The organism is Nocardioides sp. Z30_9 (genome assembly GCF_058215735.1).
The window spans coordinates 1,462,374-1,485,804 of sequence record NZ_JBZAJF010000001.1 but is presented as its reverse complement, the minus strand read 5'-3'; the positions used below and the strand labels follow the sequence as shown (position 1 = coordinate 1,485,804).

Here is a 23,431-nt window from a genome sequence, read left to right as displayed (position 1 = left end):
GAGCAGGTTGACTCGGGGGCGCCGCGGGGCGACCGGCCCGGCCGCAGGAGGAGGTGCGATGCGACTCGGGATCACCAGTCCCATCGTCACGGCGCTGCCCGGTTTCCACTCGCCCTGGGAGCGGACCGCCGGGCCCGAGGAGCTGGTCCGGGTGGCCCAGGCCGCCGACCGGCTGGGCTATGACCACCTCACCTGCTCCGAGCACGTGGCCCTCCCGGACGAGCTCGCGGCCGCTCGGGGGGCGACGTACTGGGACCCGCTGGCCACGTTGAGCTTCCTGGCCGCGGTGACCACGCGGATCCGGCTGCTCACCCAGGTGCTCGTGCTGGGCTATCACCACCCGCTCGCCGTCGCGAAGCGCTACGGCACGCTCGACCTTCTCAGCCACGGTCGCGTCGTCCTGGGGCTCGGGGTGGGATCGGTCCCCGAGGAGTTCGACCTGCTCGGTGCCGACTACTCGGCCCGCGGCGCCGTGGCCGACGACGCCATCGACGCGCTGCGCGCCTCGCTGTCGCAGTCCCGCCCGGAGTACGCCGGCAGCCGGTTCCGGTTCTCCGGGTTCGTGGTGGAGCCGCACGCCGTCCAGGAGCGGGTGCCGCTGTGGATCGGTGGGCACACCTCCCGCTCCCTGCGCCGGGCCGTCGAGCGCGGGGACGGCTGGGTCCCGTTCGGGCTCAAGCACGCGCAGCTGGCGCAGATGCTGGCCGAGCACTCGCTGCCCGAAGGCTTCGAGGTGGTCCTCGGTGCGGGGCGGCCCCTGGACCCGATGCAGGACCCGGCACGAGCCGCCACAGCGGTGGCTCGGGCCCGCGAGGCCGGCGCCACGCTGGTCTCGGTGCACCTGGCCGCCGAGTCCTGCGACCACTACCTCGAGCAGCTGGAGACGCTGGCAGTCCTCGAGCGAGCAGGGCAGGCAGTCACATGAGCGACGCGCAGGAGGACCGGCTGGCCGCGCTGGAGCAGCGACTGCAGCGGCTGGAGGACCAGCAGGCGGTCGCCCAGGTAGTCGCCGCCTACGGTCCGCTCGTGGACGCCGGGGAGGCGGAGCGGGTCGCGGGGCTGTGGACCGAGGACGGCAGCTATGACGTGGAGGACCTGCAGATGCGCTCGCGCGCCGAGGTCGCCGAGATGGTGCGCTCCGAGGCCCACCAGGGCCTGATCGGCCGCGGCTGCTCGCACTTCCTGGGACCGGCGCACGTCGTCGTGGACACAGACCGCGCGGTCGCGGTCTGCGAGTCCGTGCTGCTCGTGCGCGGCCGTGACGAGCGCGTCTTCCCGGTCCGGATCGGGGCCAACCGGTTCGAGCTGAGGAGGACCGGGGACGGCTGGCAGATCCAGTCGCGCACCACCCGCGGCCTCGACGGCGGGTCCGAGGCCCGTGCCCTGCTGGCGGGCCTGGGTCACGGCTGAACCGGTGGGCGGACCCGCCGGTCTAGAAGCGGGAGCGCACCTCGGGCCCCGCGACCTTGACCGCGCCCGGGTCATCCAGGTTCCACGTCATCTCGAAGGTACGGCGGTAGCCGGTGTGCGCGATCCGCCACCCGTCGTCGGTCCTGGCGTACCTGTCGGTGTAGAGCGCGCCTCCCTCCAGGGCGAAGCGGAACTGGTCCACGATCACCTTGTCGTGCAGGTACCACAGCCCCGCGGCCCGGTCGGGGTGGTCGGGGTCGAGGTCGATCTCCGGGTGGTGTGCCTGGTGCATGGTCAGCACTCCGGGGCCCATGTTGGTGCGCATGTAGTCGACCAGGCTGACGGGGTCCTCGAAGGCGAGTCCGTTGTAGTCGGCGGTCGCGTCGGCAGTGAAGCAGGTGGCGAACTCGTCCCACTGCTTGGTGTCCAGGCAGCGCAGGTAGCGGTACTTCAGTCGGGTGATCGCGGCGACGTCATCGCGCTCGGGCGTCCGGGCGGGGTCTGGGGAGCTCACCCGCGCACGGTAGGGAGCGCCGTCGTGATGGGGAACCGGCCCGTCCACTGAGCGGGATCCTCCCGGTCAGCGGGACAAGCACCCTGACGAGCCCGGCCCCGGCTCCTAGCCTGTCCCGAGTCGGCCGAGAACCCGAGGAGGGAGCAGCGTCGTGGGTGTCCTGCGTCGACTCGTCCAGCTGTTCGCGGTGCTCGCCCTGGTCAGCTTCGGTGTCTTCCTCCTGGTGGCTCTGCTGCCCGGGGACCCGGCCGCCGCCATCCTCGGTCCGGGGCACCCGCCGGAGGAGTACGCGGCGCTGCGCACCGAGCTCGGCCTCGACCAGTCCCTTCCCCAGCGGTACGCCGACTGGCTGGGCGGCGCGGTCACCGGCGACCTCGGCCGCTCGATCGTCCCCCCGAACCACTCGGTCCTCGAGCGGATCGGGGCGGCCCTGCCGGTGAGCCTGGAGCTGGCCGCCCTCGGGCTGCTGATGGCCCTGCTCCTGGCCGTCCCGCTGGCCCTGGTCTCCGCGCACCGGGAGGGCGGGCTCGCCGACCGGGTGATCGGGGCCGCCGTGTTCGCGGTGCTCTCGGTGCCGTCGTTCCTGCTCGGGCTGCTGCTGATCATGCTGCTCGTCGACGGTCTCGAGCTGCTCCCCAGGTCCCAGTGGGTTCGGCTCTCGGAGAGCCTGGTCGGCAACCTCACGCACGCGCTGCTGCCCGCGGTGGTGATCGCCCTGCCCGAGGCTGCGCTGTTCACCCGCATCCTGCGCAACGACCTCACCCGGACCGTGCGTGAGGACTTCGTCCTCGCCGCCCGGGCCAAGGGCATGTCGCCGCGGCACGTCATGGTCAACGAGGCCCTGCGGCCGTCGTCGTTCTCGCTGGTGACGGTGCTCGGCATCGCCCTGGGCACGCTGATCGGGAGCACGGTGATCGTGGAGTACCTGTTCACCCTCCCCGGGATGGGCACGCTGGTCGTGACCGCGGCCAGCCAGGGTGACTTCCCCATGGTCCAGGGCGCGGCTCTGGTGATCGCTGCCCTGTACGTGCTGGTCAACGCGCTGATCGACCTCAGCTACGGCTACCTGGACCCGAGGACGCGCCATGCTCATGCGTGATCCGCAGCTCGGCGCCGAGCAGCCCTCGCGTCGCCGGTCGTCCCGACGGGCGCGAGGACGGCGCCGCGTGGACCTGCTGCTGGTGCTCTGCGCCGGCTGGGTGGTGGTCCTGGGACTGGCCGCGGTCGCGGCACCGCTGCTGCCGCTGGGCGAGCACGAGGACGTCGCCGCGACGATCCTCGACCCGGCGTACCTGCCGCCGTTCACCTACCTCGACCACCCGCTCGGCACGAACGGCTACGGCCTCGACGTCCTGGCACGGGTCCTCCACGGCGCCCGGGCGTCGCTGACCATCTCGCTGCTCGCGGTCACCACGGGCCTGGTCGTGGGTGGCGCGATCGGGGTGCTCGCGGGCTACTACCGGCGCGGGGTGGACTCGGTGGTCAGCGTGCTGACGAACGCGTTGCTGTCCGTGCCGCCGCTCATCCTGCTGATCGTGCTGGCCTCGATCCTGGCGCCGGAGGTCCGCAACATGGCCTTCGCGCTGTCGCTGCTCACGATCCCGACCATGGTGCGGCTGGCCCGCGCGAACACGATCGCCTACTCCCAGCGGGAGTACGTGCTGGCAGCCCGGTCGCTGGGCGCCGGACCTTGGCGGATCATGATGCGCGAGCTGGTCCCGAACGTGCTGCCACCGATGCTCTCGATGGGGGTGGTGGTGATCTCCGGGCTGATCGTCGCCGAGGCCTCGCTGAGCTTCCTCGGGCTGGGGATCCAGGCGCCCAGCCCCACCTGGGGCAACATGATCGCCGAGGCGGAGGCCAACGACACGATGGCCAAGCACCCTGCTGTGCTGCTCGTCCCGGGCACGGTGCTGTTCCTCACCGTGTTCTCCTTCAACCTGCTGGGGGAGCGGGCCCAGCAGCGCTGGGACCCCCGGGGGGCGAAGCTGTGAGCCCCGGTGCCGAGGTGGTGCTGGAGGTGGAGGACCTCAGGACGACCTTCTGGACCCCGCGCGGTGCGGTCCGGGCCGTCGACGGCGTCTCGCTGAGCCTGTGCGCCGGCGAGACCATCGGCGTGGTCGGGGAGTCCGGTTCCGGGAAGTCGGTGCTGGGCAGGACGATCATGGGGCTGGTGACGACCGGTCCCACCACCGTCGTGACCGGCACGTCAGGGCTCACCGGACGAGACGTCCACGCCCTGCCGCCCCGGGAGCGCCGCAAGCTGTGGGGGCCCCGGGTCGCCATGGTCTTCCAGGACCCGATGACCTCGCTCAACCCGGTCCGCAGGATCGGCGCCCACCTCACCGACCCGCTCCGGGTGCACCTGGGACTGGGGCGGCGCGAGGCGGTCGAACGGGCGGCCGAGCTTCTCGAGCGGGTCGGCATCCCCGACCCCCGCCGGCGGCTGCGCCAGTACCCGCACGAGCTCTCGGGCGGCATGCGCCAGCGCGTGATGATTGCGGTCGCGATCAGCTGCGACCCCGCCGTGCTGATCGCCGACGAACCCACGACTGCGCTGGACGTGACCGTGCAGAAGCAGATCCTGGACCTGCTGACCGAGCTGGCGGCAGAGCGGCGGATGGCCACCGTCCTGGTCAGCCACGACCTCGGCGCCATCCGCGGCCGCACGGACCAGGTGGTGGTGATGTACGCCGGCAGGGTCGTCGAGCAGGCAGCGACCCGCGACCTGTTCGCGGCGCCGCGGCACCCCTACGCCGATGCGCTGCTCGGCTCCATCCCGGATCTCACCGCGCCGCCGCACACGCTGCTGCGGACCATCGAGGGCGCTCCGCCGGACATGGTCGAGGAGGTCCCCGGCTGCCGGTTCGCGCCGCGCTGCCCACGCCGCGTGGACCGCTGCGAGACCGAGTCGCCCGCGCTGGTCACCGCGGGGACGACGCGCGTCGTCGCCTGCCATCGTCCGCTCGGTCCGCAGCAGACCGTGCCCGGACCTGTCGAGATCGGGGAGAGGGACTGATGGCGGGCACCGGTGACGCACACCTGCGCGCAGAGGCCGAGCCCGTCCTCGCCGTACGCGATCTCGTCGTGGAGTTCCCCGTTGGTCGTCGCCAGCGCGTCCACGCCGTGTCCGGGATCAGTCTCGACCTGCTCCCGGGCGAGACCCTCGGCATCCTCGGGGAGTCCGGCTGCGGCAAGTCCAGCGCCGGCAGGGCGATCATGCAGCTGCCGCGGCCCAAGGCGGGGTCGGTCCGGTTCGCGGGGCAAGAGCTCACCGGGCTGTCGGCACGCGAGCTGCGTCGCGCCCGGGCCCGGATGCAGATGATCCTGCAGGACCCGGTCTCCGCCCTGAACCCGCGACGCAGGGTCAAGGACCTGGTCGCGGAGGGCCTCTCCGTGTGGGGGTACGACGGCCCCGACCGCGACGGGCTGGTCCGCGAGACCATCGCCGCCGTCGGGCTGGACCCCGACTCCGTCTGGGACCGGCGGCCCCACGAGCTGTCCGGTGGCCAGTGCCAACGGGTGTGCATCGCCCGGGCCCTGCTGCTGGAGCCGCAGGTGCTGATCTGCGACGAGCCCGTCTCCAGCCTCGACGTCTCCGTCCAGGCCCAGATCCTGAACCTGCTCGAGCGGACCAAGGAGCGTCTCGGCCTCAGCATGGTGTTCATCGCCCACGACGTGGCGGTCGTGAAGAGCGTCAGCGACCGGGTGATGGTGCTCTACCTCGGCAAGACCTGCGAGGTGCTGCCCTCGGCGACCGTGGACACCCAGGCCCTGCACCCGTACACCCGGATGCTGCTGGCGTCCGTCCCCGGTCAGGTCGCTCCCGACCAAGACGTGGACGACAAGGTCGGTCCCGACGTCCGCAGCACCGAGCTCCCCTCGCCGCTCGCACCGCCGAGCGGGTGCCGCTTCCGCACCCGGTGCCCGCTCGCCACCGAACGCTGCGCCGAGGAGGAACCACAGCTACGACCGGTCGGCGCCGGGCACTTCATCGCCTGCCACCACGTCGAACCCGTCCCCGAGGAGCCGCTGCCGTGACCGAGAGCAACCAGACCAGGGACGCCATCGCGACCGCGGCGGCGATCCGCACCGGCGAGACGACCGCCCGGGAGGTGGTCGAGGACGCCATCGAGCGCATCGAGCGGCTCGACCCGGGCGTCAACGCGGTCGTCGGTCGCCGCTACGAGCAGGCACTCGCCGAGGTGGAGGCCGGTCTCCCCGAGGGGCCGCTGCGTGGGGTGCCGTTCCTGGTCAAGGACCTGGGCATCGAGGTGGCGGGACTGCCCGCCACCCAGGGCAGTCGCCTGTTCGCCGACCAGGTGCCGCCCCACGACAGCGAGCTCGTACGACGCTACAAGCGGGCCGGCCTCGTGGTGCTCGGCACCACCAACACCCCCGAGCTGGGGCTCAACGCCAGCACCGAGTCCCAGCTGCACGGCCCCGCGCGCAACCCCCGCGACCCGGCACGCTCCACCGGGGGCTCCAGCGGTGGCTCGGCAGCCGCGGTCGCGGTCGCGATGGTGCCGGCGGCGCACGCGACCGACGGTGGCGGGTCGATCCGGATCCCCGCCTCGATGTGCGGGCTGGTCGGGCTCAAGCCGAGCCGGGGCAGGGTGACGGGCTCACCCGATCCGGGGACGCTGGCCGGCCCCGTGTCGGTGCCGCACGCGGTGACGACCACCGTTCGCGACAGCGCGCTCCTGCTCGACGTCGTCGCCGGCCCGCTGCCCGGGGAGGCGTTCGCCGCCCCGACGCCGGACGGGACCTTCCTCGACGCCGTGGGTCGAGCACCGTCAGCGTTGCGGATCGGGCTGGCGTTGCGCCCGCGGAACGGGATCGATCTCCACCCGGCGTGCCGCGACGCGGTGCTCGCGGCCGCCAAGGTCTGCGAAGAGCTCGGTCACGTGGTGGAGGAGACCGTGCCGGCCTTCGAGGTCGACGACGTCGGTGCCACCTCCGGGGTGCTCATGGGAGCGGACCTCGTGGTCACCGTCGAGGACCGGCTCGCGGCGCTGGGCCGGGAGCTGCGCCCCGACGACGTGGAGCCGTTCACCCACCTGCTCCTCGAGCACTACCGCTCCCTGACCGGGTCCCAGGTCCACCGGGCGCTGCGGCGGGCCCAGGAGATCGGTTGGGAGGTGGGCGCCGCCTTCACGACGTACGACGTGCTGCTCACGCCCACCTTGCCGCGACCGGTCCCACCGCTCGGGCTGCTGGACACGACGCGCCCCGAGACGATGTACGAGCACGGCAGCACCTACTCCGCCTGGACCAGCGTCTTCAACCTCACCGGCATGCCGGCGATCTCGCTGCCGCTGGGCAGCGACGAGGACGGCCTGCCGGTCGGCGTCCAGCTCGCCGCCGACCTCGGGCAGGAGTCGCTGCTGCTCGGCCTGGCCGCCCAGCTCGAGCAGGCGCTGCCGTGGCCGCGGACGGTCCGCTGACCTGAGCGTCCCCACCCCGGACCAGTCCTACCCCGGACGCAGTCGTGCCCCGGACCCCATCGGGGTCCGGGGCACGACCGGTCCTCAGGCCGTGGGGATCAGCCCTTCCACGCCTTGTCGAGCAGGAACATCGTCTCCGTGGTCGGGGACATGCCGTGCACGTCCTCGTTCCAGGGCTGGAAGGTCCCGCCGGCCGAGATCGCGACCCCCGGGGCGTCCTGGTGCCACAGCTCCTCGATCTTGGTCATCGCGTCCTTGCCGGTCTCCGGGGAGTCGGCGGTCTGCAGCTCGGCGAGCAGCCCGTCCATCTCTGCGCTGGCGTAGCCGGTGGGGTTGGACGGCGACTTGCCGCCGAGGGCACCTGCGAGCCGGGAGTACGGGTCCTCGTCGGGGATGCTGGTCGCGGCCACTGCCATGTCGTAGGCGTGGTCCACGTAGATCTTCTTGACCTGGTCGGCGACGCTGCGGATGGGGTCCAGGGTGACCTTGAACCCGACCGCCTCGAGCATGGCCTTGATCGCGACCGCTCCCGCCTGCGCGGAGGCGTCGGCGGCGTGGGAGTAGGAGATCTCTCCGTCGTAGCCGTCGCCCTTGGCCTCCTCCAGCAGCTTCTTGGCCTGCTTCGGGTCCGCAGCCGGCGGCTCCACCTCGGTGAACCAGGGCGAGGTCTCGTTGAAGAGACTCTTCGTCGGCAGGCCGGCACCGTCCAGCGTGCGGGCGACGTAGGTCTTGGCGTCGAACGCGTAGCTGATCGCCTGGCGCACCCTCGGGTCGGCCCCGGGGGAGCCCTTGCGGCTGTTGATCCACAGGTTGTCGCCGAGGCCGGTGGCGAACATCATCCCGGCCGCGCCCTCGTTACGGGCCTTCTCCACCACCGCGGCGTCGCGCAGGAACGCGGTGTCGGCGTCGCCGCTGTTCATCGCGTCGAGCTTCGGCTGGTCGTCGGTGCCGCCCAGCCAGATGAACCGGAGTCCGTCGAGGTACGGCGCGCCGTCCCAGTAGTCCTTGTTCGCCTTGAGGGTCAGCTCCTCGCCGGGGGAGTACTTGTCCAGGACGAACGGGCCGGCCCCGATCGGCTGGAACTTCTTCGGGTCGGCGTACGCCGCCGGGGCCAGGATCATGCCCGGGCCCTGCGCCAGCATGTTCGGGAAGCTCGCCCACGGGGTGCGCAGCGTGAACTCCACCGTGCGGTCGTCGGTCTTCTTCGTCCCGGCCACGTTCGCCAGCAGCAGCAGCGACTGGTAGGCGAAGTTGTCCTGGTAGTACTTCAGGCTCGCCAGCACCGCGTCGGCGTCCAGCGGGGTGCCGTCGGTGAACTTCACGCCGTCACGCAGCTTCAGCGTCCAGACTGTGTCGTCGTCGCTGGTCAGGGACTCGGCCAGCTTGGGCTCGAAGGTCTGCTTCTCGTAGTCGAAGCGCATCAACGTGTCGTAGACGGCCGCCATGGCGCTACCGCCGGTGGCCCCGTTGGCGTAGGTCTTCGCGGGATCCAGGACTCGAGGCTCGCCGAAGTCCGCGATCGTGAGGGTGCCGCCCTTCTTGGGCTCGCCCTCCTCCCCGGTCGCGCCGACGATGCCGGTCGTGTAGATCTCGGACTTGCTGACCTTGCTCTTCGAGGCGTCCTTGTCGTCGCCTGCCTCGTCCGACGAGGCCGCGCACGCGGTCAGGGTCAGGGTGCTTGCCACGAGCGCCGCCGCCAGCCGGGAACGACGAGAGATGGATGACTTCACTGGTACTCCTCCGGGGTGGACGGGCACGTGCCCCCCCGAGCCAGGACGCCGTACCGCTTGTTCCTGGTCAGAGTGAGGTCGCGGCCGAGCGCTTCGCCGGGGCGGTCCCACTCACCGGGAGACAGACGCAGCCGGGCTGGTCGGGCTCCCGGTGAGCGAGATCGGGCCGCGTGTCCGCCAGGGGCCGCTCCTAGCGTGCTGGCGTGATCTCCCTACCCGACCAAGGCCCCGGTGCCACACGACCTGGTCCCGACCCGCTCGCTCCGGCACGACTCGGACCGGTGACCCTGCGCAACCGGGTGATCAAGGCCGCCACCTACGAGGGGCTCAGCCACCGGGGTCGGGTCACCCAGGACTTGGTGGACTTCCACGTCGCCTACGCCAAGGGCGGGGTGGGGATGACGACCGTCGCCTACTGCGCGGTGGCCAAGGAGGGCCGCACCGACCGGCACCAGGTCCACTGGACCGACGAGTCGCTGCCCGGCCTGCGCGCGCTGACCGACGCGGTGCACGCCGAGGGGGCGGCCGTCTCCGCGCAGATCGGCCACGGAGGGCCGGTGGCCCACGCGAAGGGCAACGGCCTCCCCGCGCTCGCACCGAGTCGCCTGTTCAACAAGTCGGCGTTCACCTTCGCTCGGGAGATCACCGCCGACGGCATCCGGCGCGTGGTCCACGCGCACGCCGACGCCGCGCGGCGCGCGGTGGAGTGCGGGTTCGACGCCGTCGAGGTCCACCTGGGGCACAACTACCTGATCAGCTCGTTCCTGAGCCCTCGCCTGAACCGTCGCAGCGACGAGTTCGGAGGGTCTCTGGAGAACCGGGCCCGGTTCGCGCGGGAGACGATGCGCGCCGTGCGCGACGCCGTGGGCGACCAGGTCGCGGTGATCGTCAAGATGAACATGGACGACGGCGTCTCCCGCGGGTTCTGGCTCGACGAGGCGATCCCGGTCGCGCAGTGGCTCACCGCCGACGGCACCTGTGACGCGCTGGAGATGACGGCCGGTTCCTCGCTGCTGAACCCGATGTACCTGTTCAAGGGTGCCGCGCCCCTGGAGGAGTTCTCAGCGGTGATGCCGCAGCCGATTAGGCTCGGCGTGAAGTCGGTGGGCCGCCACTTCCTCCGGGAGTACCCCTACCGGGACGTCTACCTGCTGGAGGACGCCCGGCAGATCCGCGCCGCGGTGGACCTGCCGATGATCCTGCTCGGTGGCATCACCGACCGTCCCAGCATGGACCTCGCCATGCGGGAGGGCTTCGAGTTCGTGGCGATGGGGCGGGCGCTGCTGCGCGAGCCCGACCTCGTCAACCGGATCGCCGACCAGCCCGCGACCCCGTCCCTGTGCATCCACTGCAACAAGTGCATGCCCACCAACTACACCGGCACCCGGTGCGTCCTGGTCGACCGGGGCACCACCCGCACCGCCGGGTGGGGACGGCCGGAGAGCTACGTCGGCTGACGACACGTGGGCGGGCCGCGGGCAGGAGCGCGGTGCCCCTAGGATGCCGCGCATGGACATCAACGGAGCCAGTGCGATCGTCACCGGCGGAGCCTCCGGCATCGGAGCAGCAGTCGCCCGTCAGCTCGCAGCCAAGGGTGCGAAGGTCGTGGTCGCGGACCTGAACGCGGAGAAGGGCGAGGCCCTCGCCAACGAGATCGGCGGCGTCTTCGCCCCGGTCGACGTGACCAAGACCGAGCAGATCAAGGCCGCCATCGAGCAGGCCGAGGAGCTCGGCCCGATCCGGGTCCTGGTGAACTCCGCCGGCATCGGCTGGGCCCAGCGCACCGTCGGGCGCGACGGCACCTACGAGTCGGCCGCCGACCTGGACGCGTTCCGCAAGGTCGTCGAGATCAACTTGATCGGTACCTTCGACTGCATCCGCCTCGCGGGTACGGCGATCTCGCGCAACGAGCCGACCGAGAGCGGGGAGCGCGGCGCCATCGTCAACCTGGCCAGCGTCGCCGCCTTCGACGGCCAGATCGGCCAGGCGTCGTACTCCGCGTCCAAGGGCGGTGTCGTCGGGATGACCCTGCCGGTGGCGCGCGACCTCGCGGCGGTGGGGATCCGGCTGAACACCGTCGCCCCGGGCCTGATCGACACCCCGATCTACGGCGAGGGCGAGGCGGCCGAGACGTTCAAGGCCAAGCTGGGGGAGAGCGTGCTGTTCCCCAAGCGCCTCGGCGTCCCCGACGAGCTGGCCAGCATGGTGGTGGAGTGCGTGACCAACTCCTACATGAACGCCGAGACCATCCGCGTCGACGGCGGCATCAGGATGCCCCCGAAGTAGTCCGACACCCCGGGTTGGGGACTATGTCGAGTGGATTACTAGAGTATGCTCACTCGGCATGGACTCGCCCCGTGGACGCATCCCTGACCCCGCGGCCGGTGCCGGTCTCCCCGGCACCGCCGCTCCCACCGAGCGGCCGCTGAGCCGTCGCGGGCTGTTCCAGGCCGCCGCGGGAGCGGCTGGCGCGGGCTGGGTGGCCGGGGCGCCGCTGCCCGCCGTCGCCGCACCCGCGGCGCCGGCAGCCGGTGGCGCGCCCGCAGCGATCCTCAAGCCGCTGCCGGAGCGGTTCTTCATCGGCTACGGCACCAACGCCGAGATGCGCTGGGACTCGGTCGTGCACGCGCGCCACCTGACCCCGCAGTCGCGGCTGTTCGTCCGCAACCACACCCGGACGCCGGTGATCGACCCGGACGCATACCGGCTGGAGATCTTCGGCGACGGGCTGCGCAGCGACCGCGTGACCCGGCTGAGCCTGCGCGACCTGCGGCGGTTCCCGGTGGTCCGCACCACCACGGTCCACGAGTGCACCGGCAACGGCCGGAGCCTCTTCGCCGGGCAGCAGGGCACGCCCGCCTCGGGCACCCAGTGGCAGCTGGGCTCGGTGGGCGCCGTCACCTGGCAGGGCGTCCGGCTGGCCGACGTACTCCAGCGCATCGGGGTCTCCCGCGACGCCGTCGACGTGATGGCGACCGGGCTGGACCCCGACTACGTCGACAAGGGCGTCGACCACGGACCCGTACGCCGACCGCTGCCCATCGGCAAGGCCCTCGACGACGCCCTGCTCGCGTGGGGGATGAACGGGCGAGCGCTGCTCCCCGACCACGGCTTCCCGCTACGCCTCGTGGTCCCGGGCTGGGTCGGGATCGCGAGCATCAAGTGGCTCGGCTCGCTGGAGGTGTCCCGGTCGGTGCTGAGGTCCCCGTGGAACACGAAGTGGTACCGGATGAGCGGCGGCGACTGGCCCGCCGACAGCCCGCCGCTGACGGTCAACCCGGTCCGCAGCGCCTGGGAGCTCGCCTGGGGTGCCCGCCTGCCGCGCCGCGGCGGCCGGGTGCTGCACGGCCGCTCCTGGAGCGGGGCCGGGCCGATCCGCAAGGTCGAGCTGAGCCTGGACGGCGGCCGCAGCTGGCGCCGGGCTCGTCTCGAGGACCGGGGCACGGCCTGGACCCGGTGGTCGGTGCGCTGGGACGGCGCGGCGCCGGGGGAGCACGTCCTGCTGGCCCGCGCGACCGACGTGCACGGCCGGACCCAGCCGGACGTGGCCAGGTTCAACGACGCCGGCTACTTCTTCGACGCCGTGGTCAGGCACCCCGTCGTCGTGGGGTGAGGTCTCAGACGCCGTGCCCGGGATGGGCGTCGGGGTCGGACTCGTGCCGGCCGAGCTCCGCGGGGTTGACCTCGGGCCGGTCGCCGGAGGTGGACTGCTCGGGCGGATCCTCACCCTCGGCGAGCTCGCTCTCATCGTCGTCGTGCTGGGTGGGCACCGCCCCGTAGGTGACCTCCTCGTCGAGGCCGCGCACCCGGCCGGGGCGTTCGCTGCTCACGCCCATCTCGCCGGCGAGGCCCGTCCTGTTGTCCGCGCTGGGGTCGGACTCCTCGATGTGTGCGGGCGGGGTCTGCCCCGCGGGAGCAACCTCGTCGGGACCGGCGAGGGTGTGGTCGGCGTCGTCGTTGCCGCTCATCGCTCAGCCCTCCGACGCCGCGCCGGACGGCTGGTCCTGGGAGGTGCCCGCGTTCTCCTCCTGCAGCGCCTCCCCAGAATCCTGGCCCGAATCCGATGGGCCGGGCTGTTCGTCCTCGAGCGGGATCGTCCCGCCGCCGGACTCGGAGGCGTGCTTGTTCGCGGTCGCGCTCCCGGAGACGTCGTCGTCGTGGCCCTCGGACAGGTCGCCCTCGGGCTCGTCCTGGCGCTGGGGGCCGCGGGGCGGTGTGGGTGCCTCCACGCCCGCGGCCTGCGGGTTGGCAGGACCCTGCTTGGCGTCGTCCTTCTGCTCGTCGGTCATGGGGAACGACGTACCCGCCCCCGAACCCGGCAAACACGCCGTGGCGCCACGTCCCCCCTTGCGTCGCCCGGACGTGCTCATCTTGGATGAACGCACTCGTCGACGTTTTCGGGAGCACCCATGTCGCAGGCACATCGCAGGTTCGTGGCCGCCGGGACGGCCGTCCTCACCGGGTTCGCCGGTCTCGCCCTGGTGCCGCCCCCGGCCGTGGGGGCCACCGGACAGGCGGAGGTCAAGCAGTCCCGCGAGCTGCCACCGAAGCAGAAGCGCTACAACGTGAAGACCGCGACCAGCAAGGGGTACGGCGGCGCGGTCACCTCGGTCGACCCCGAGGCCTCGCGGATCGGCATCGCGGTGCTGCGCCGGGGCGGCAACGCCGTGGACGCGGCGATCGCCACTGCAGCCGCCCTCGGCGTCACCGAGCCCTACAGCTCCGGCATCGGCGGCGGTGGCTACTTCGTGCACTACAACGGGCGCACCGGCAAGGTGAGCACCCTCGACGGCCGCGAGACCGCGCCCCGCACGATGCCGCGCAACGCGTTCATCGACCCCGCGACCGGCAAGCCCTACAACTTCACCCCCGAGCTGGTCACCAGCGGCGTTGCGGTCGGCACCCCGGGCACGCTCGCGACCTGGCAGACCGCGGTGCGCAAGTGGGGCCGCAAGAGCCTGCGCCAGGCGCTGCGTCCCGCGACCCGCCTGGCCAAGCGCGGGTTCGTGGTGGACAAGACCTTCAACGAGCAGACGGCCGACAACCAGGCCCGGTTCGCGCAGTTCCCGGCGACCCGCAAGCTGTTCCTGCCCGGCGGCAAGCCGCCCGCGGTCGGCTCGGTGTTCCGCAACCGCGACCTCGCCCGCACCTACCAGCTGATCGCCCGCAAGGGCACCAAGGCCTTCTACCGGGGCAAGCTCGCCCGGCAGATGGCACGCACGGTCCAGTCGCCCCCGAAGCGGGCCGACGCCACCCTGCCGGTCCCGGCGGGCCACCTGACCGCCGGCGACCTGAGGCGCTACCGGGTCAAGCAGCAGGCACCGACCCGGGTGGGCTACCGCGGCTACGACGTCTACGGGATGGCGCCGTCCTCCAGCGGCGGGTCCACCGTGGGGGAGGCGCTGAACATCCTCGAGCGCTTCCGCCTGAGCGGGATGAGCGACGCGAACGCGCTGCACCGCTACCTCGAGGCGAGCGCGCTGGCCTTCGCCGACCGCGGCAAGTACGTCGGCGACCCGGCGTACACCAAGGTGCCGCTGCGCGACCTGCTCTCCGACAAGTACGCCGCCGAGCGCGCCTGCAGCATCGACCCGGCCAGGGCGGCGACCAAGCCGGTGGCGGCCGGGAACGTCGCGAGCTACGACGGCAAGTGCGACCCCGCGAGCAGCGGGCGCAAGGCCGCCGACACCGAGAACATCGACACCACCAACCTGACCACGTCCGACCGGTGGGGCAACGTCGTGGAGTACACCCTCTCGATCGAGCAGACCGGCGGCTCCGGGATCACCGTGCCCGGCCGCGGGTTCCTGCTCAACAACGAGCTCACCGACTTCTCCGCCACCTACGACCCGGCCGACCCGAACCGGATCCAGCCGGGCAAGCGGCCCCGTTCCTCGATGGCGCCGACCCTGGTGCTCAAGAACGGCAAGCCGTTCCTGGCGCTGGGCTCGCCCGGCGGTTCCACGATCATCACCACGGTGCTGCAGATGCTGTTCAACCGGCTCGACCGGGGGATGAGCGTCGAGCAGGCGATCGCCGCGCCGCGCGCCTCGCAGCGCAACACCGCCACCGTGACCGCGGAGCCGGCGTTCATCTCGGCGTACGAGAAGGTGCTGGCGCCGTTGGACCACGACCTGGTCCTGGCCGGTGACGCGCTCACGAGCAAGGCGGAGATCGGGGCGGCCACCGCGATCGAGTTCGGGCCCCGCGGCCAGGTCACCGCGGTCAGCGAGCCGGTACGCCGCGGCGGTGGCTCGGCGCTCGTCGTCTCCCGGCGGTGACGGAGTCGCCTTCGGGGTCGTCGCCGACGCAGTCGCCCAAATCGGATCTTCGGCCCCGATCTGCACTAATGACTTGCGTGCCGCCATACTCTGGACGCGTATGACGAACGCACCAGAACACTTCGACCTCGCCGCCGAGCTTGCCGAGACAGCCGATTGGGACGACTCCCCGGCCGACGCCTCCGCGGCCGATCACGCTGCCCCGGCACGCGCTGACACCGACACCGAGTGGCCCGAGGCCGCCGACGAGACCACCGGCGAGATGGACCTCGCCGCGCGGCACTCGCTGCGCCGCGTCGCCGGGCTCTCCACCGAGCTCGAGGACATCTCCGAGGTCGAGTACCGCCAGCTCCGGCTCGAACGGGTCATCCTCGTCGGCGTGTGGACCAGCGGCACCGTCCAGGACGCCGAGAACTCGATGGCCGAGCTCGCCCTGCTCGCGGAGACCGCGGGCTCGGAGGTGCTCGACGCGCTCTACCAGCGCCGCGACAGCCCCGACCCCGCGACCTACATCGGCCGCGGCAAGGTCGAGGGTCTCGCCGAGATCGTCCGCGCGACCGGCGCCGACACGGTGATCCTCGACGGGGAGCTCGCTCCCAGCCAGCTGAGGAACCTCGAGGACAAGGTCAAGGTCAAGGTCGTCGACCGGACCGCCCTGATCCTCGACATCTTCGCGCAGCACGCGAAGAGCAAGGAGGGTCAGGCGCAGGTCGAGCTGGCCCAGCTCAGCTACATGAAGCAGCGGCTGCGCGGCTGGGGTGGCAACCTCTCCCGCCAAGCCGGTGGCCGGGTCGCCGGCGGTGAGGGCATCGGTGGCCGTGGCCCCGGTGAGACCAAGATCGAGACCGACCGGCGGCGGATCAACACCAAGATCGCCAAGCTGCGCCGCGAGCTAGCCCACATGAAGACCACCCGCGACACCAAGCGCTCCGGGCGTCGTCGCCACGAGATCCCCAGCGTGGCGATCGCGGGCTACACCAACGCCGGCAAGTCCTCGCTGCTGAACCGGCTCACCGACGCCGGCGTGCTCGTGGAGGACTCCCTTTTCGCGACGCTGGACCCCACGACGCGGCGTACGACGACCTCCGACGGCCGCATCTACACGATGAGCGACACCGTCGGCTTCGTCCGGCACCTGCCGCACCAGCTCGTGGAGGCGTTCCGGTCCACGCTGGAGGAGGTCGCCGACGCGGACCTGATCCTGCACGTGGTGGACGGCTCGCACCCCGACCCCGAGGGCCAGATCGCCGCCGTGCGCGAGGTGCTCGCCGAGATCGGCGCCGACAAGGTGCCCGAGCTCGTGGTGATCAACAAGGCCGACATCGCCGACCCGCTGGTGCTGGCCCGGCTGCGCCAGCGCGAGCCACACTCCGTGGTCGTCTCGGCCCAGACCGGCGAGGGAATCGCCGAGGCGCTGGAAGCCGTCGAGGCCGACCTGCCGCACCCCTCGGTCGAGATCGAGGCGCTGCTTCCCTACGACCGCGGCGACCTGCTCAGCCGCGCCCACGAGGGCGGCGAGGTCCTCTCGGTGGAGCACACCCCCGACGGCACCCTGCTCACCGCCCGCGTCAACGAGGCGCTCGCCGGCGAGCTCGCGCCGTACGCCCAGCAGGGCTGAGGCTTCCGGCAACCCGGCCGACCGCACCGTTTCCGACACGGGGGAGCGCGGCAGCCAGTAGCGTGCGGGCATGTTGCGCTGGGGGGGCCGCGTTCTCGGGCTGCTCGTGCTCGCCCTGATGCTCGTCTTCCCGGCCCTCTACTGGGGATCGGACGGTGACGAGGGGCGCTTCGACCCGACGAGGATCACCGACTACACGGCCGACTTCGTGGTCTCCGAGGACGGGCGGCTCAGCGCGACCGAGTCGCTGACGGTGGACTTCCGGACCGACAAGCACGGCATCTTCAGGTTCTTCGACCTGCGCGACCCGGGCGACTCCCGGGTCCGGCTCGAGCCGCAGGACATCGCGGTCACCCGCGACGGCCGGCCCGAGGACTTCGACGTGGAGAACGTCGGGAACAGCCGCTACCGCAACGTGAAGATCGGCTCGGCCTCCCGGGAGATCAGCGGCGAGCACACCTACGTCATCAGCTACACGATCGACGGAGTGCTCGCCCCGGCGGGCGCCGGCTCGCAGTTCTACTGGAACCTCGTCCCCGGGGGCTGGCAGATGGGGATCGACCGAGCGCGGCTGAGCGTCACCCTGCCCGGCCCGCCGCAGGACGTCCGCTGCGCGGTGGGCGTCGGGAGCGCCGACGGGTGCACCGCCGCTGTCAGTGGCAACGGCTTCACGGTCACCACCGGGGAGATCGCCCGGCGTACCCCGTTGACGGTGAAGACCTCGCTCGACCTGGCCGCGCCGGAGCGAGAGCGTTCGGCATGGCCGTTGCGGTGGGACCCGGTCCTGGGCACCAGCACGCCGGCGCTGGTCTCGCTGCTCCTGCTGGCCGCCGCGGCGGGACTGATCGGGGAGTGGCTGGCCAGGCGGACCAGGGAACGCAAGCCGCAGTTCCCGTTGATGTACGCCCCACCGGAGGGAATCGGGCCGGCGCAGGCGGCGTACCTGCACAGCGAGGACGTCGACCAGCGTGGGTTCGTCGCCTCGATCATGCAGACCGCCGAGGTCGGGGCCACCCGGCTCAGTCGCAACGAGGGCGGCTGGAAGGTGACCGACACGATGGAGAAGGCCGCCTGGCAGCGCCTCGACCCGGTCACCGCGTACGCCGTGACCAAGCTCGGCGTCCGTGGCGGCTCGTTCCAGGCCGACGCGAGCGTCAAGGCCGGCAAGAAGCTGCAACGGGCCATCTCCGGATTCGAGTCCGAGGTCGAGTCCTGGGCGAGGCAGCAACACCTGATCGTCACTGCGGGGATCGGCAGCCTCGGTGGTGTCCTGGTGATCGTTGCGGCACTGCTCGCGATCGGGATCGGTGTGGCCAACCCGTTCCACGTCTCGGCCCTCGCGCTGGTCCCGGGGCTGTTCGCCCTGGCCGCGGCCGAGCTGCTGGTGCCGGGTTCGAGCACCAAGCGGACGGAGGCGGGTCGGGAGCTGTGGTCACGGATCGGCGGGTTCCGCCGGATGCTGGCCACCCCGTCGGCCGAGCAGCGCTTCGACTTCTCCGGACGCAAGGAGCTCTACACCAGCTACATCCCCTGGGCCGTGGCGTTCGGGGTCGCCGAGGAGTGGGCGCGCAAGTACCAGCTCGAGACCGGCGAGGCACCCCCGGAGCCGCACTACCTCGCCGGCTCGGCGGGCGGGTACGCCGGCGGGAGCATCGCCTCGGACCTGGTCGAGGACTTCTCCTCGACGGTCAACTCCGCCATCTCGGCGTACGAGGACTCCCAGAGCAGTTCCTCGAGCAGCAGCAGCGGCGGGGGCGGCGGCGGCTTCTCCGGCGGTGGCGGCGGAGGCGGCGGCGGGGGTGGCTCCTGGTGAGTCGCTGCGCCACACTCACGGTGGTCACCGCGGCCACCACACCTGAGAGAAGGAACTGACATGACCACACTGATCGTGATCGCCGTCGTCGTGGTGGCGCTCGTGGGCTTCGGCATCATCGGCTTCAACAAGCTCCGCACCGCCGACATCGGCGCCCAGGAGGCGCTCGGTGGCATCGACGTGCAGCTGACCCGGCGCGCCGACCTGATCCCCAACCTCGTCGAGACGGTGAAGGGCTACGCCACCCACGAGCGGGGGGTCTTCGAGCAGGTCACCAACGCGCGCACCCGGGTGCAGCAGGCGGCGCAGGGTGACGACGTGCCGGCCAAGGCCGCGGCCGACGCCGAGCTCACCTCCTCGCTGGTGAGCCTGAACGCGGTCGCGGAGAACTACCCCGACCTGAAGGCGAACACCAACTTCCTCGAGCTGCAGACCCAGCTCGCGGAGACCGAGGACAAGATCTCGTTCGCGCGCCAGTACTACAACGACGCCGTCGCCACCTTGAACAAGCTCACCCAGACGATCCCGTGGATGTTCTTCACCAGCATCGCCAGCGTGCACGAGCGCGACTTCTATCGCGCCCCCGAGGGCCAGGCGAGCGCGCCGAGCGTCACGTTCTGAGGGGCGGTTCCGTGGACCCGGTTTCCCAGGTGATGAACCCGAACTGCCTCTTCACACACCCCACGCGGTGTGTGAAGAGGCAGTTTGACATCTAGACCTGGGAAACCGGCTAGCCCTCCCGCGGCCCGGCCTGCGGCCCAGTCTGCGGCCCAGCCTGCGGCTCGGCCTCCGGCTTCTCCTCCACCGAGAGCGAGAAGTCATCGCCGTGCCGCGTGACGCCGCTGACGACCGCGTCCTCGACAGCGGCTGCGGCGTACTCGCGGCGCACGATCAGCGGGTCGGAGCGGAGGTCCTTGACCAGGGCGACGCAGAGACCGATCAGCACCAGCGCGAACGGCAGGGCCGCGACGATGGTCATGTTCTGCAAGCCGGTCAGGGCTGTGTCGCCGCCGATCAGCAGCATCACCGCGGCCACGCCACCGGTGGTGACGCCCCAGAAGATGACGACCCAGCGGCTGGGGGACAGGGTGCCTCGCTCGGACAGCGCGGCCATCACGATCGAGGCGGCGTCGGCTCCGGAGACGAAGAAGATCGCCACCAGGATCATCACGAGCACCGAGGTCAAGGTTGCCCATGGGTACTGCTCCAGCATCGCGAACAGCTGCCCCTCGGCGCTGGACTCGCCGCCGATGTCGGTGCCGCCCTGCTGCAGCTTGATGGCTGCACCACCGAAGACCGCGAACCAGACCAGGCTGACCAGGCTGGGGACGAGGAGCACGCCGGTGACGAACTGCCGGATCGTGCGACCGCGGGAGATCCGGGCGATGAACATGCCCACGAACGGGGTCCACGACATCCACCAGGCCCAGTAGAAGACCGTCCACCCGGAGAGCCACGAGGCCATGCCGTCGCCGCCGGCGGCCTCGGTGCGAGCCGACATCTGCGCGAGGTCCTGGAAGTAGGAGCCCAGCGCCGTGGGGACCAGGTCGAGGATGAACACGGTGGGTCCGACCACGAACACGAACGCCGCCAGGGTCAGCGCGAGCACCATGTTGATGTTGGAGAGCCACTGGATGCCCTTGCTGATGCCCGAGACGGCCGAGGCGATGAAGCAGACGGTGAGTACGGCGATCACGCCGACCAGCACGCCGTTGCCGATCTTGCCGATGCCGCCGACGATCTCGAGGCCGCTGCCGATCTGCAGGGCACCGAGGCCCAGCGAGGCGGCCGAGCCGAACAGGGTGGCGAAGATGGCCAGGATGTCGATCACCCGGCCGGCGGGGCCCTCGACGCGACGCTTGCCGATCAGGGAGGTGAACGCCGCGCTGATCAGGTGCGGGCGGCCCTTGCGGTAGACGCCGTACGCGATCGCGATGCCGACCACGGCGTAGATCGCCCACGGGTGCAGCGTCCAGTGGAACAGCGTGGTGGCCATCGCGGTCTGGACGGCGGCCGGATCGTTCTCGCCCCCGGTGCCGGGAGGCGGGGTGACGAAGTGCGCAAGAGGCTCGCTGACGCCGTAGAACATCAGGCCGATGCCCATGCCGGCGCTGAACATCATCGCCACCCAGGAGATGGTGGAGAACTCCGGGCGCTCGCCGTCGTTGCCCAGCGGGATGTCACCGAACTTGCCCATCGCGAGCCAGATCACGAAGAGCACGAACGCCGAGGCGGTGAGCACGAACAGCCACCCCATCGTGGTGACCGTCCAGTCCAGGGCCGAGGAGGACGCGCTGCCCAGGGAGCCGGTGTCGACGAAGCCCCACACCAGGAAGGCGAGCGCGATCGCGGCGGTGACACCGAAGACGACCCGGTCCAGGCCGCCTGTGGCCTGGTGGTCCTCGACCGGACTTTCCAGGGCCGGGTGGACGGTGAAGTGGCCGCGCCCGGCCCGGCGAGCGGGCTTTGGAGTCTTCTCAGTGGTGGACATCTGACTTGCTTACCCCAGAACGCAACGCGTTGACCAGCCTGAAGTGCACCCTCCCGCCTCAGGGTGTGTGCGCGCTCACGGACCTGGTGGAGCCAGGACATAGGGTGCCCTGGTGGTCCAGGAGTCGGTCGAGAAGCGTGATGTGCGGACGGTCCTCGGTGCGACCGTGGCCGAGCTCGGCGGCCAGGAGCGGCCCGGCCAGGTGGCGATGGCGGAGGCCGTCACCGAGGCGATGGAGCGCGGTCGGCACCTCCTCGTCCAGGCCGGCACCGGCACCGGCAAGTCGCTGGCCTACCTCGTCCCGGCGCTGCTGCACCACGACCGGGTCGTGATCGCGACGGCGGCCCTGGCCCTGCAGCACCAGCTGGTCGAGCGCGACATCCCGGCGCTGATCGAGGCGGCCGGTGACCAGCTCGGCGAGAACGGCAGCTACGCCGTACTCAAGGGGCGCTCGAACTACGCCTGCCTGCACCGCGTCCGCGAGGGAGTGCCCGACGACCAGGGTGCGCTGGTCGAGCTCCCCGAGGGGTCGCAGGGCGCCGAGGTCCTCGCCCTGCGCGAGTGGGTCGAGGAGGAGGCCAGGGAGAGCGGTACCGGTGAGCGCGACCATGCGCCGCGGCACACCGACCGCATCTGGCGACAGGTCAGCGTGAGCCACCGGGAGTGCCTGGGGGCAGCCAAGTGCCCCTACGGCATGGAGTGCTTCGCCGAGCGCGCCAAGGAGAAGGCGGCGCGATCGCAGCTGATCGTGACCAACCACTCGCTGCTGGCGATCGACGCGATCGAGGGCGTGCCGATGATCCCGGAGTACGACGTCGCGGTGATCGACGAGGCGCACGAGCTCGTCTCGCGGGTGACCCAGGCAGCGACCGACGAGCTCTCGGTCTTCGAGATCGACCGTACGGCGCGCCGCTCCCAGCGCCACGTCGACGGGCCCGAGGCCGACGACCTCGCCGATGCCGGGGAGCGGCTGCGGGACGCGATCGAGGTCAGCGAGCCCGGGCGGATCGACCGGGTGCCCGAGCAGCTAGCCGACGCGATCGTGCTGGTGCGCGACGCGGCCCGAGCACTCGTCTCGGCGTTCCCCAAGGACGCGCCCCGGGGCGGTGAGGGCGGTGGCGCCGACGCGGCGAGCACCCAGGCCAGGGGCTGGGCCCAGGAGCTGTTCAAGGTGGCCGAGCGGATGTCGTCAGGTTCGGACCGCGACGTGCTCTGGATCGCCGACCGTTCCGGCGGGAAGAGCGACCGTCCCCGCGGGGCCAACCCCCTGTGCGTGGCGCCGCTGGAGGTGGCCGGCCCGATGCGGGAGAAGCTGCTCGCCGAGAAGACCGTGGTGTTCACCTCGGCCACGCTCAAGCTCGGCGGCGACTTCGACGCGGTCGCGGCCTCGCTGGGGCTGCGCCCCGGCGACCGGGCGACCGAGGCGAGCGACGGGACCTGGGAGGGCCTCGATGTCGGCTCTCCGTTCGACTACGGCCAGCAGGCGATCCTCTACGTCGCCCGGCACCTCCCGCCCCCGGGCCGTGACGGCCTCACCCAGGCCCACCTCGACGAGATCGCCGAGCTCGTCGATGCGGCCGACGGCCGCACGCTGGGGCTGTTCTCCAGTCGTCGCGCCGCGGAGGCTGCGGCCGAGCACGTCCGCGAGGCGCTGCCGCACCTGACCACGCTGGCGCAGGGCGACGCGCAGCTGCCCGAGCTGGCCCGGCAGTTCGTCGGCGACCCGCACACCAACCTGTTCGGCACCCTCAGCCTGTGGCAGGGCCTCGACGTGCCCGGGGACACCTGCCAGCTGGTGATCATCGACCGGATCCCGTTCCCACGCCCCGACGACCCGCTGATGTCGGCGCGCCAGCGGGCCGCGGACAAGGCCGGGGTCAACGGGTTCATGAAGGTGGCCGCCACGCACGCGGCGCTGCTGATGGCCCAGGGGGCCGGCCGGTTGATCCGCACGACCACCGACCGGGGAGTGGTGGCCTGCCTGGACCCGCGGCTGGTGACGGCTCGCTACGGCGGCTTCCTGCGCGCCAGCCTGCCGCCGATGTGGCAGACCGACGACCCCGCCGTCGTACGCCGGGCGCTGAAGCGGCTGGCCCAGGGCTAGGGCCAACCGGAGCAGTCCGCCAC

At 71.7% G+C, this 23,431-nt stretch carries 20 protein-coding genes; 15 read left to right on the top strand and 5 right to left on the bottom strand.

Annotated features, from left to right (window positions below; genetic code table 11):
- Positions 1 to 58: 58 nt before the first annotated feature.
- On the top strand, positions 59 to 925 hold the full coding sequence (locus tag AC4BGB_RS07200; RefSeq protein ID WP_490546061.1) for an LLM class F420-dependent oxidoreductase: 867 nt from the start codon (positions 59 to 61) through the stop codon (positions 923 to 925).
- Positions 922 to 1,410 (top strand): nuclear transport factor 2 family protein, encoded by a 489-nt coding sequence (locus tag AC4BGB_RS07195; RefSeq protein WP_490546060.1) that lies wholly within the window; start codon positions 922 to 924, stop codon positions 1,408 to 1,410. The genes AC4BGB_RS07200 and AC4BGB_RS07195 overlap by 4 nt, the downstream gene beginning before the upstream one ends.
- 22 nt (positions 1,411 to 1,432) lie before the next feature.
- Here the strand turns inward: AC4BGB_RS07195 and AC4BGB_RS07190 are convergent, their stop codons facing one another.
- Positions 1,433 to 1,924, bottom strand: a complete 492-nt coding sequence (locus AC4BGB_RS07190; RefSeq protein WP_490546058.1) for a nuclear transport factor 2 family protein — start codon at positions 1,922 to 1,924, stop codon at positions 1,433 to 1,435.
- Positions 1,925 to 2,075: 151 nt separating this feature from the next.
- On the opposite strand from AC4BGB_RS07190, the gene AC4BGB_RS07185 reads away from it, so the two are divergent.
- Genes AC4BGB_RS07185 through AC4BGB_RS07165 form a run of 5 tightly spaced genes read left to right on the top strand, consistent with a single transcriptional unit; the run spans position 2,076 to position 7,371 of the window.
- On the top strand, positions 2,076 to 3,023 hold the full coding sequence (locus tag AC4BGB_RS07185; protein WP_490546056.1) for an ABC transporter permease: 948 nt from the start codon (positions 2,076 to 2,078) through the stop codon (positions 3,021 to 3,023).
- A complete protein-coding gene (locus AC4BGB_RS07180) occupies positions 3,016 to 3,918 on the top strand; it encodes an ABC transporter permease (protein ID WP_490546054.1) in 903 nt (300 codons plus the stop codon). The genes AC4BGB_RS07185 and AC4BGB_RS07180 overlap by 8 nt, the downstream gene beginning before the upstream one ends.
- Positions 3,915 to 4,943, top strand: coding sequence for an ABC transporter ATP-binding protein (locus tag AC4BGB_RS07175; RefSeq protein ID WP_490546053.1), 1,029 nt, complete (start codon positions 3,915 to 3,917; stop codon positions 4,941 to 4,943). The genes AC4BGB_RS07180 and AC4BGB_RS07175 overlap by 4 nt, the downstream gene beginning before the upstream one ends.
- Entirely contained in the window at positions 4,943 to 5,965 is a 1,023-nt protein-coding gene (locus AC4BGB_RS07170) for an ABC transporter ATP-binding protein (RefSeq protein WP_490546051.1), read from the top strand. The genes AC4BGB_RS07175 and AC4BGB_RS07170 overlap by 1 nt, the downstream gene beginning before the upstream one ends.
- On the top strand, positions 5,962 to 7,371 hold the full coding sequence (locus AC4BGB_RS07165; RefSeq protein WP_490546049.1) for an amidase: 1,410 nt from the start codon (positions 5,962 to 5,964) through the stop codon (positions 7,369 to 7,371). The genes AC4BGB_RS07170 and AC4BGB_RS07165 overlap by 4 nt, the downstream gene beginning before the upstream one ends.
- Before the next feature lie 98 nt (positions 7,372 to 7,469).
- On the opposite strand, the gene AC4BGB_RS07160 is transcribed toward AC4BGB_RS07165, so the two are convergent.
- On the bottom strand, positions 7,470 to 9,101 hold the full coding sequence (locus AC4BGB_RS07160) for an ABC transporter substrate-binding protein (protein WP_490546048.1): 1,632 nt from the start codon (positions 9,099 to 9,101) through the stop codon (positions 7,470 to 7,472).
- Between the two features lie 203 nt (positions 9,102 to 9,304).
- Here AC4BGB_RS07160 and AC4BGB_RS07155 point away from each other — a divergent pair, with 203 nt between their 5' ends.
- From AC4BGB_RS07155 to AC4BGB_RS07145, 3 genes are read left to right on the top strand one after another with little or no spacing between them, the layout of a single operon-like run.
- Positions 9,305 to 10,558 (top strand): NADH:flavin oxidoreductase, encoded by a 1,254-nt coding sequence (locus tag AC4BGB_RS07155; RefSeq protein ID WP_490546046.1) that lies wholly within the window; start codon positions 9,305 to 9,307, stop codon positions 10,556 to 10,558.
- 52 nt (positions 10,559 to 10,610) lie between these two features.
- Positions 10,611 to 11,387, top strand: a complete 777-nt coding sequence (locus tag AC4BGB_RS07150) for an SDR family NAD(P)-dependent oxidoreductase (protein ID WP_490546044.1) — start codon at positions 10,611 to 10,613, stop codon at positions 11,385 to 11,387.
- A gap of 58 nt (positions 11,388 to 11,445) precedes the next feature.
- Positions 11,446 to 12,714, top strand: a complete 1,269-nt coding sequence (locus AC4BGB_RS07145; RefSeq protein ID WP_490546042.1) for a sulfite oxidase — start codon at positions 11,446 to 11,448, stop codon at positions 12,712 to 12,714.
- A gap of 4 nt (positions 12,715 to 12,718) precedes the next feature.
- Here AC4BGB_RS07145 and AC4BGB_RS07140 read toward each other — a convergent pair whose 3' ends face one another.
- Positions 12,719 to 13,069: a hypothetical protein gene (locus tag AC4BGB_RS07140; protein WP_490546041.1), complete on the bottom strand. Its 351-nt coding sequence runs from the start codon at positions 13,067 to 13,069 to the stop codon at positions 12,719 to 12,721.
- Between the two features lie 3 nt (positions 13,070 to 13,072).
- Positions 13,073 to 13,390 (bottom strand): hypothetical protein, encoded by a 318-nt coding sequence (locus AC4BGB_RS07135; RefSeq protein WP_490546039.1) that lies wholly within the window; start codon positions 13,388 to 13,390, stop codon positions 13,073 to 13,075.
- 120 nt (positions 13,391 to 13,510) lie between these two features.
- On the opposite strand from AC4BGB_RS07135, the gene ggt reads away from it, so the two are divergent.
- From ggt to AC4BGB_RS07115, 4 genes are all read left to right on the top strand, one after another.
- A complete protein-coding gene (ggt, locus tag AC4BGB_RS07130; protein WP_490546037.1) occupies positions 13,511 to 15,382 on the top strand; it encodes a gamma-glutamyltransferase in 1,872 nt (623 codons plus the stop codon).
- Positions 15,383 to 15,482: 100 nt separating this feature from the next.
- On the top strand, positions 15,483 to 17,000 hold the full coding sequence (gene hflX / locus AC4BGB_RS07125; RefSeq protein WP_490546035.1) for a GTPase HflX: 1,518 nt from the start codon (positions 15,483 to 15,485) through the stop codon (positions 16,998 to 17,000).
- Positions 17,001 to 17,070: 70 nt separating this feature from the next.
- On the top strand, positions 17,071 to 18,813 hold the full coding sequence (locus tag AC4BGB_RS07120; protein ID WP_490546034.1) for a DUF2207 domain-containing protein: 1,743 nt from the start codon (positions 17,071 to 17,073) through the stop codon (positions 18,811 to 18,813).
- Positions 18,814 to 18,873: 60 nt separating this feature from the next.
- Positions 18,874 to 19,434 carry a LemA family protein gene (locus tag AC4BGB_RS07115; protein ID WP_490546032.1) on the top strand — a complete coding sequence of 187 codons (561 nt, stop codon included), beginning with the start codon at positions 18,874 to 18,876 and terminating at the stop codon, positions 19,432 to 19,434.
- 109 nt (positions 19,435 to 19,543) lie between these two features.
- On the opposite strand, the gene AC4BGB_RS07110 is transcribed toward AC4BGB_RS07115, so the two are convergent.
- Complete coding sequence (locus AC4BGB_RS07110; RefSeq protein ID WP_490546030.1) at positions 19,544 to 21,304, bottom strand: BCCT family transporter; 1,761 nt, start codon at positions 21,302 to 21,304, stop codon at positions 19,544 to 19,546.
- 109 nt (positions 21,305 to 21,413) lie between these two features.
- Here AC4BGB_RS07110 and AC4BGB_RS07105 point away from each other — a divergent pair, with 109 nt between their 5' ends.
- The gene (locus AC4BGB_RS07105) at positions 21,414 to 23,408 is read left to right on the top strand and encodes an ATP-dependent DNA helicase (protein ID WP_490546795.1); all 1,995 of its coding nucleotides are present in this window, start codon (positions 21,414 to 21,416) and stop codon (positions 23,406 to 23,408) included.
- The last annotated feature ends 23 nt before the right edge of the window (positions 23,409 to 23,431 follow it).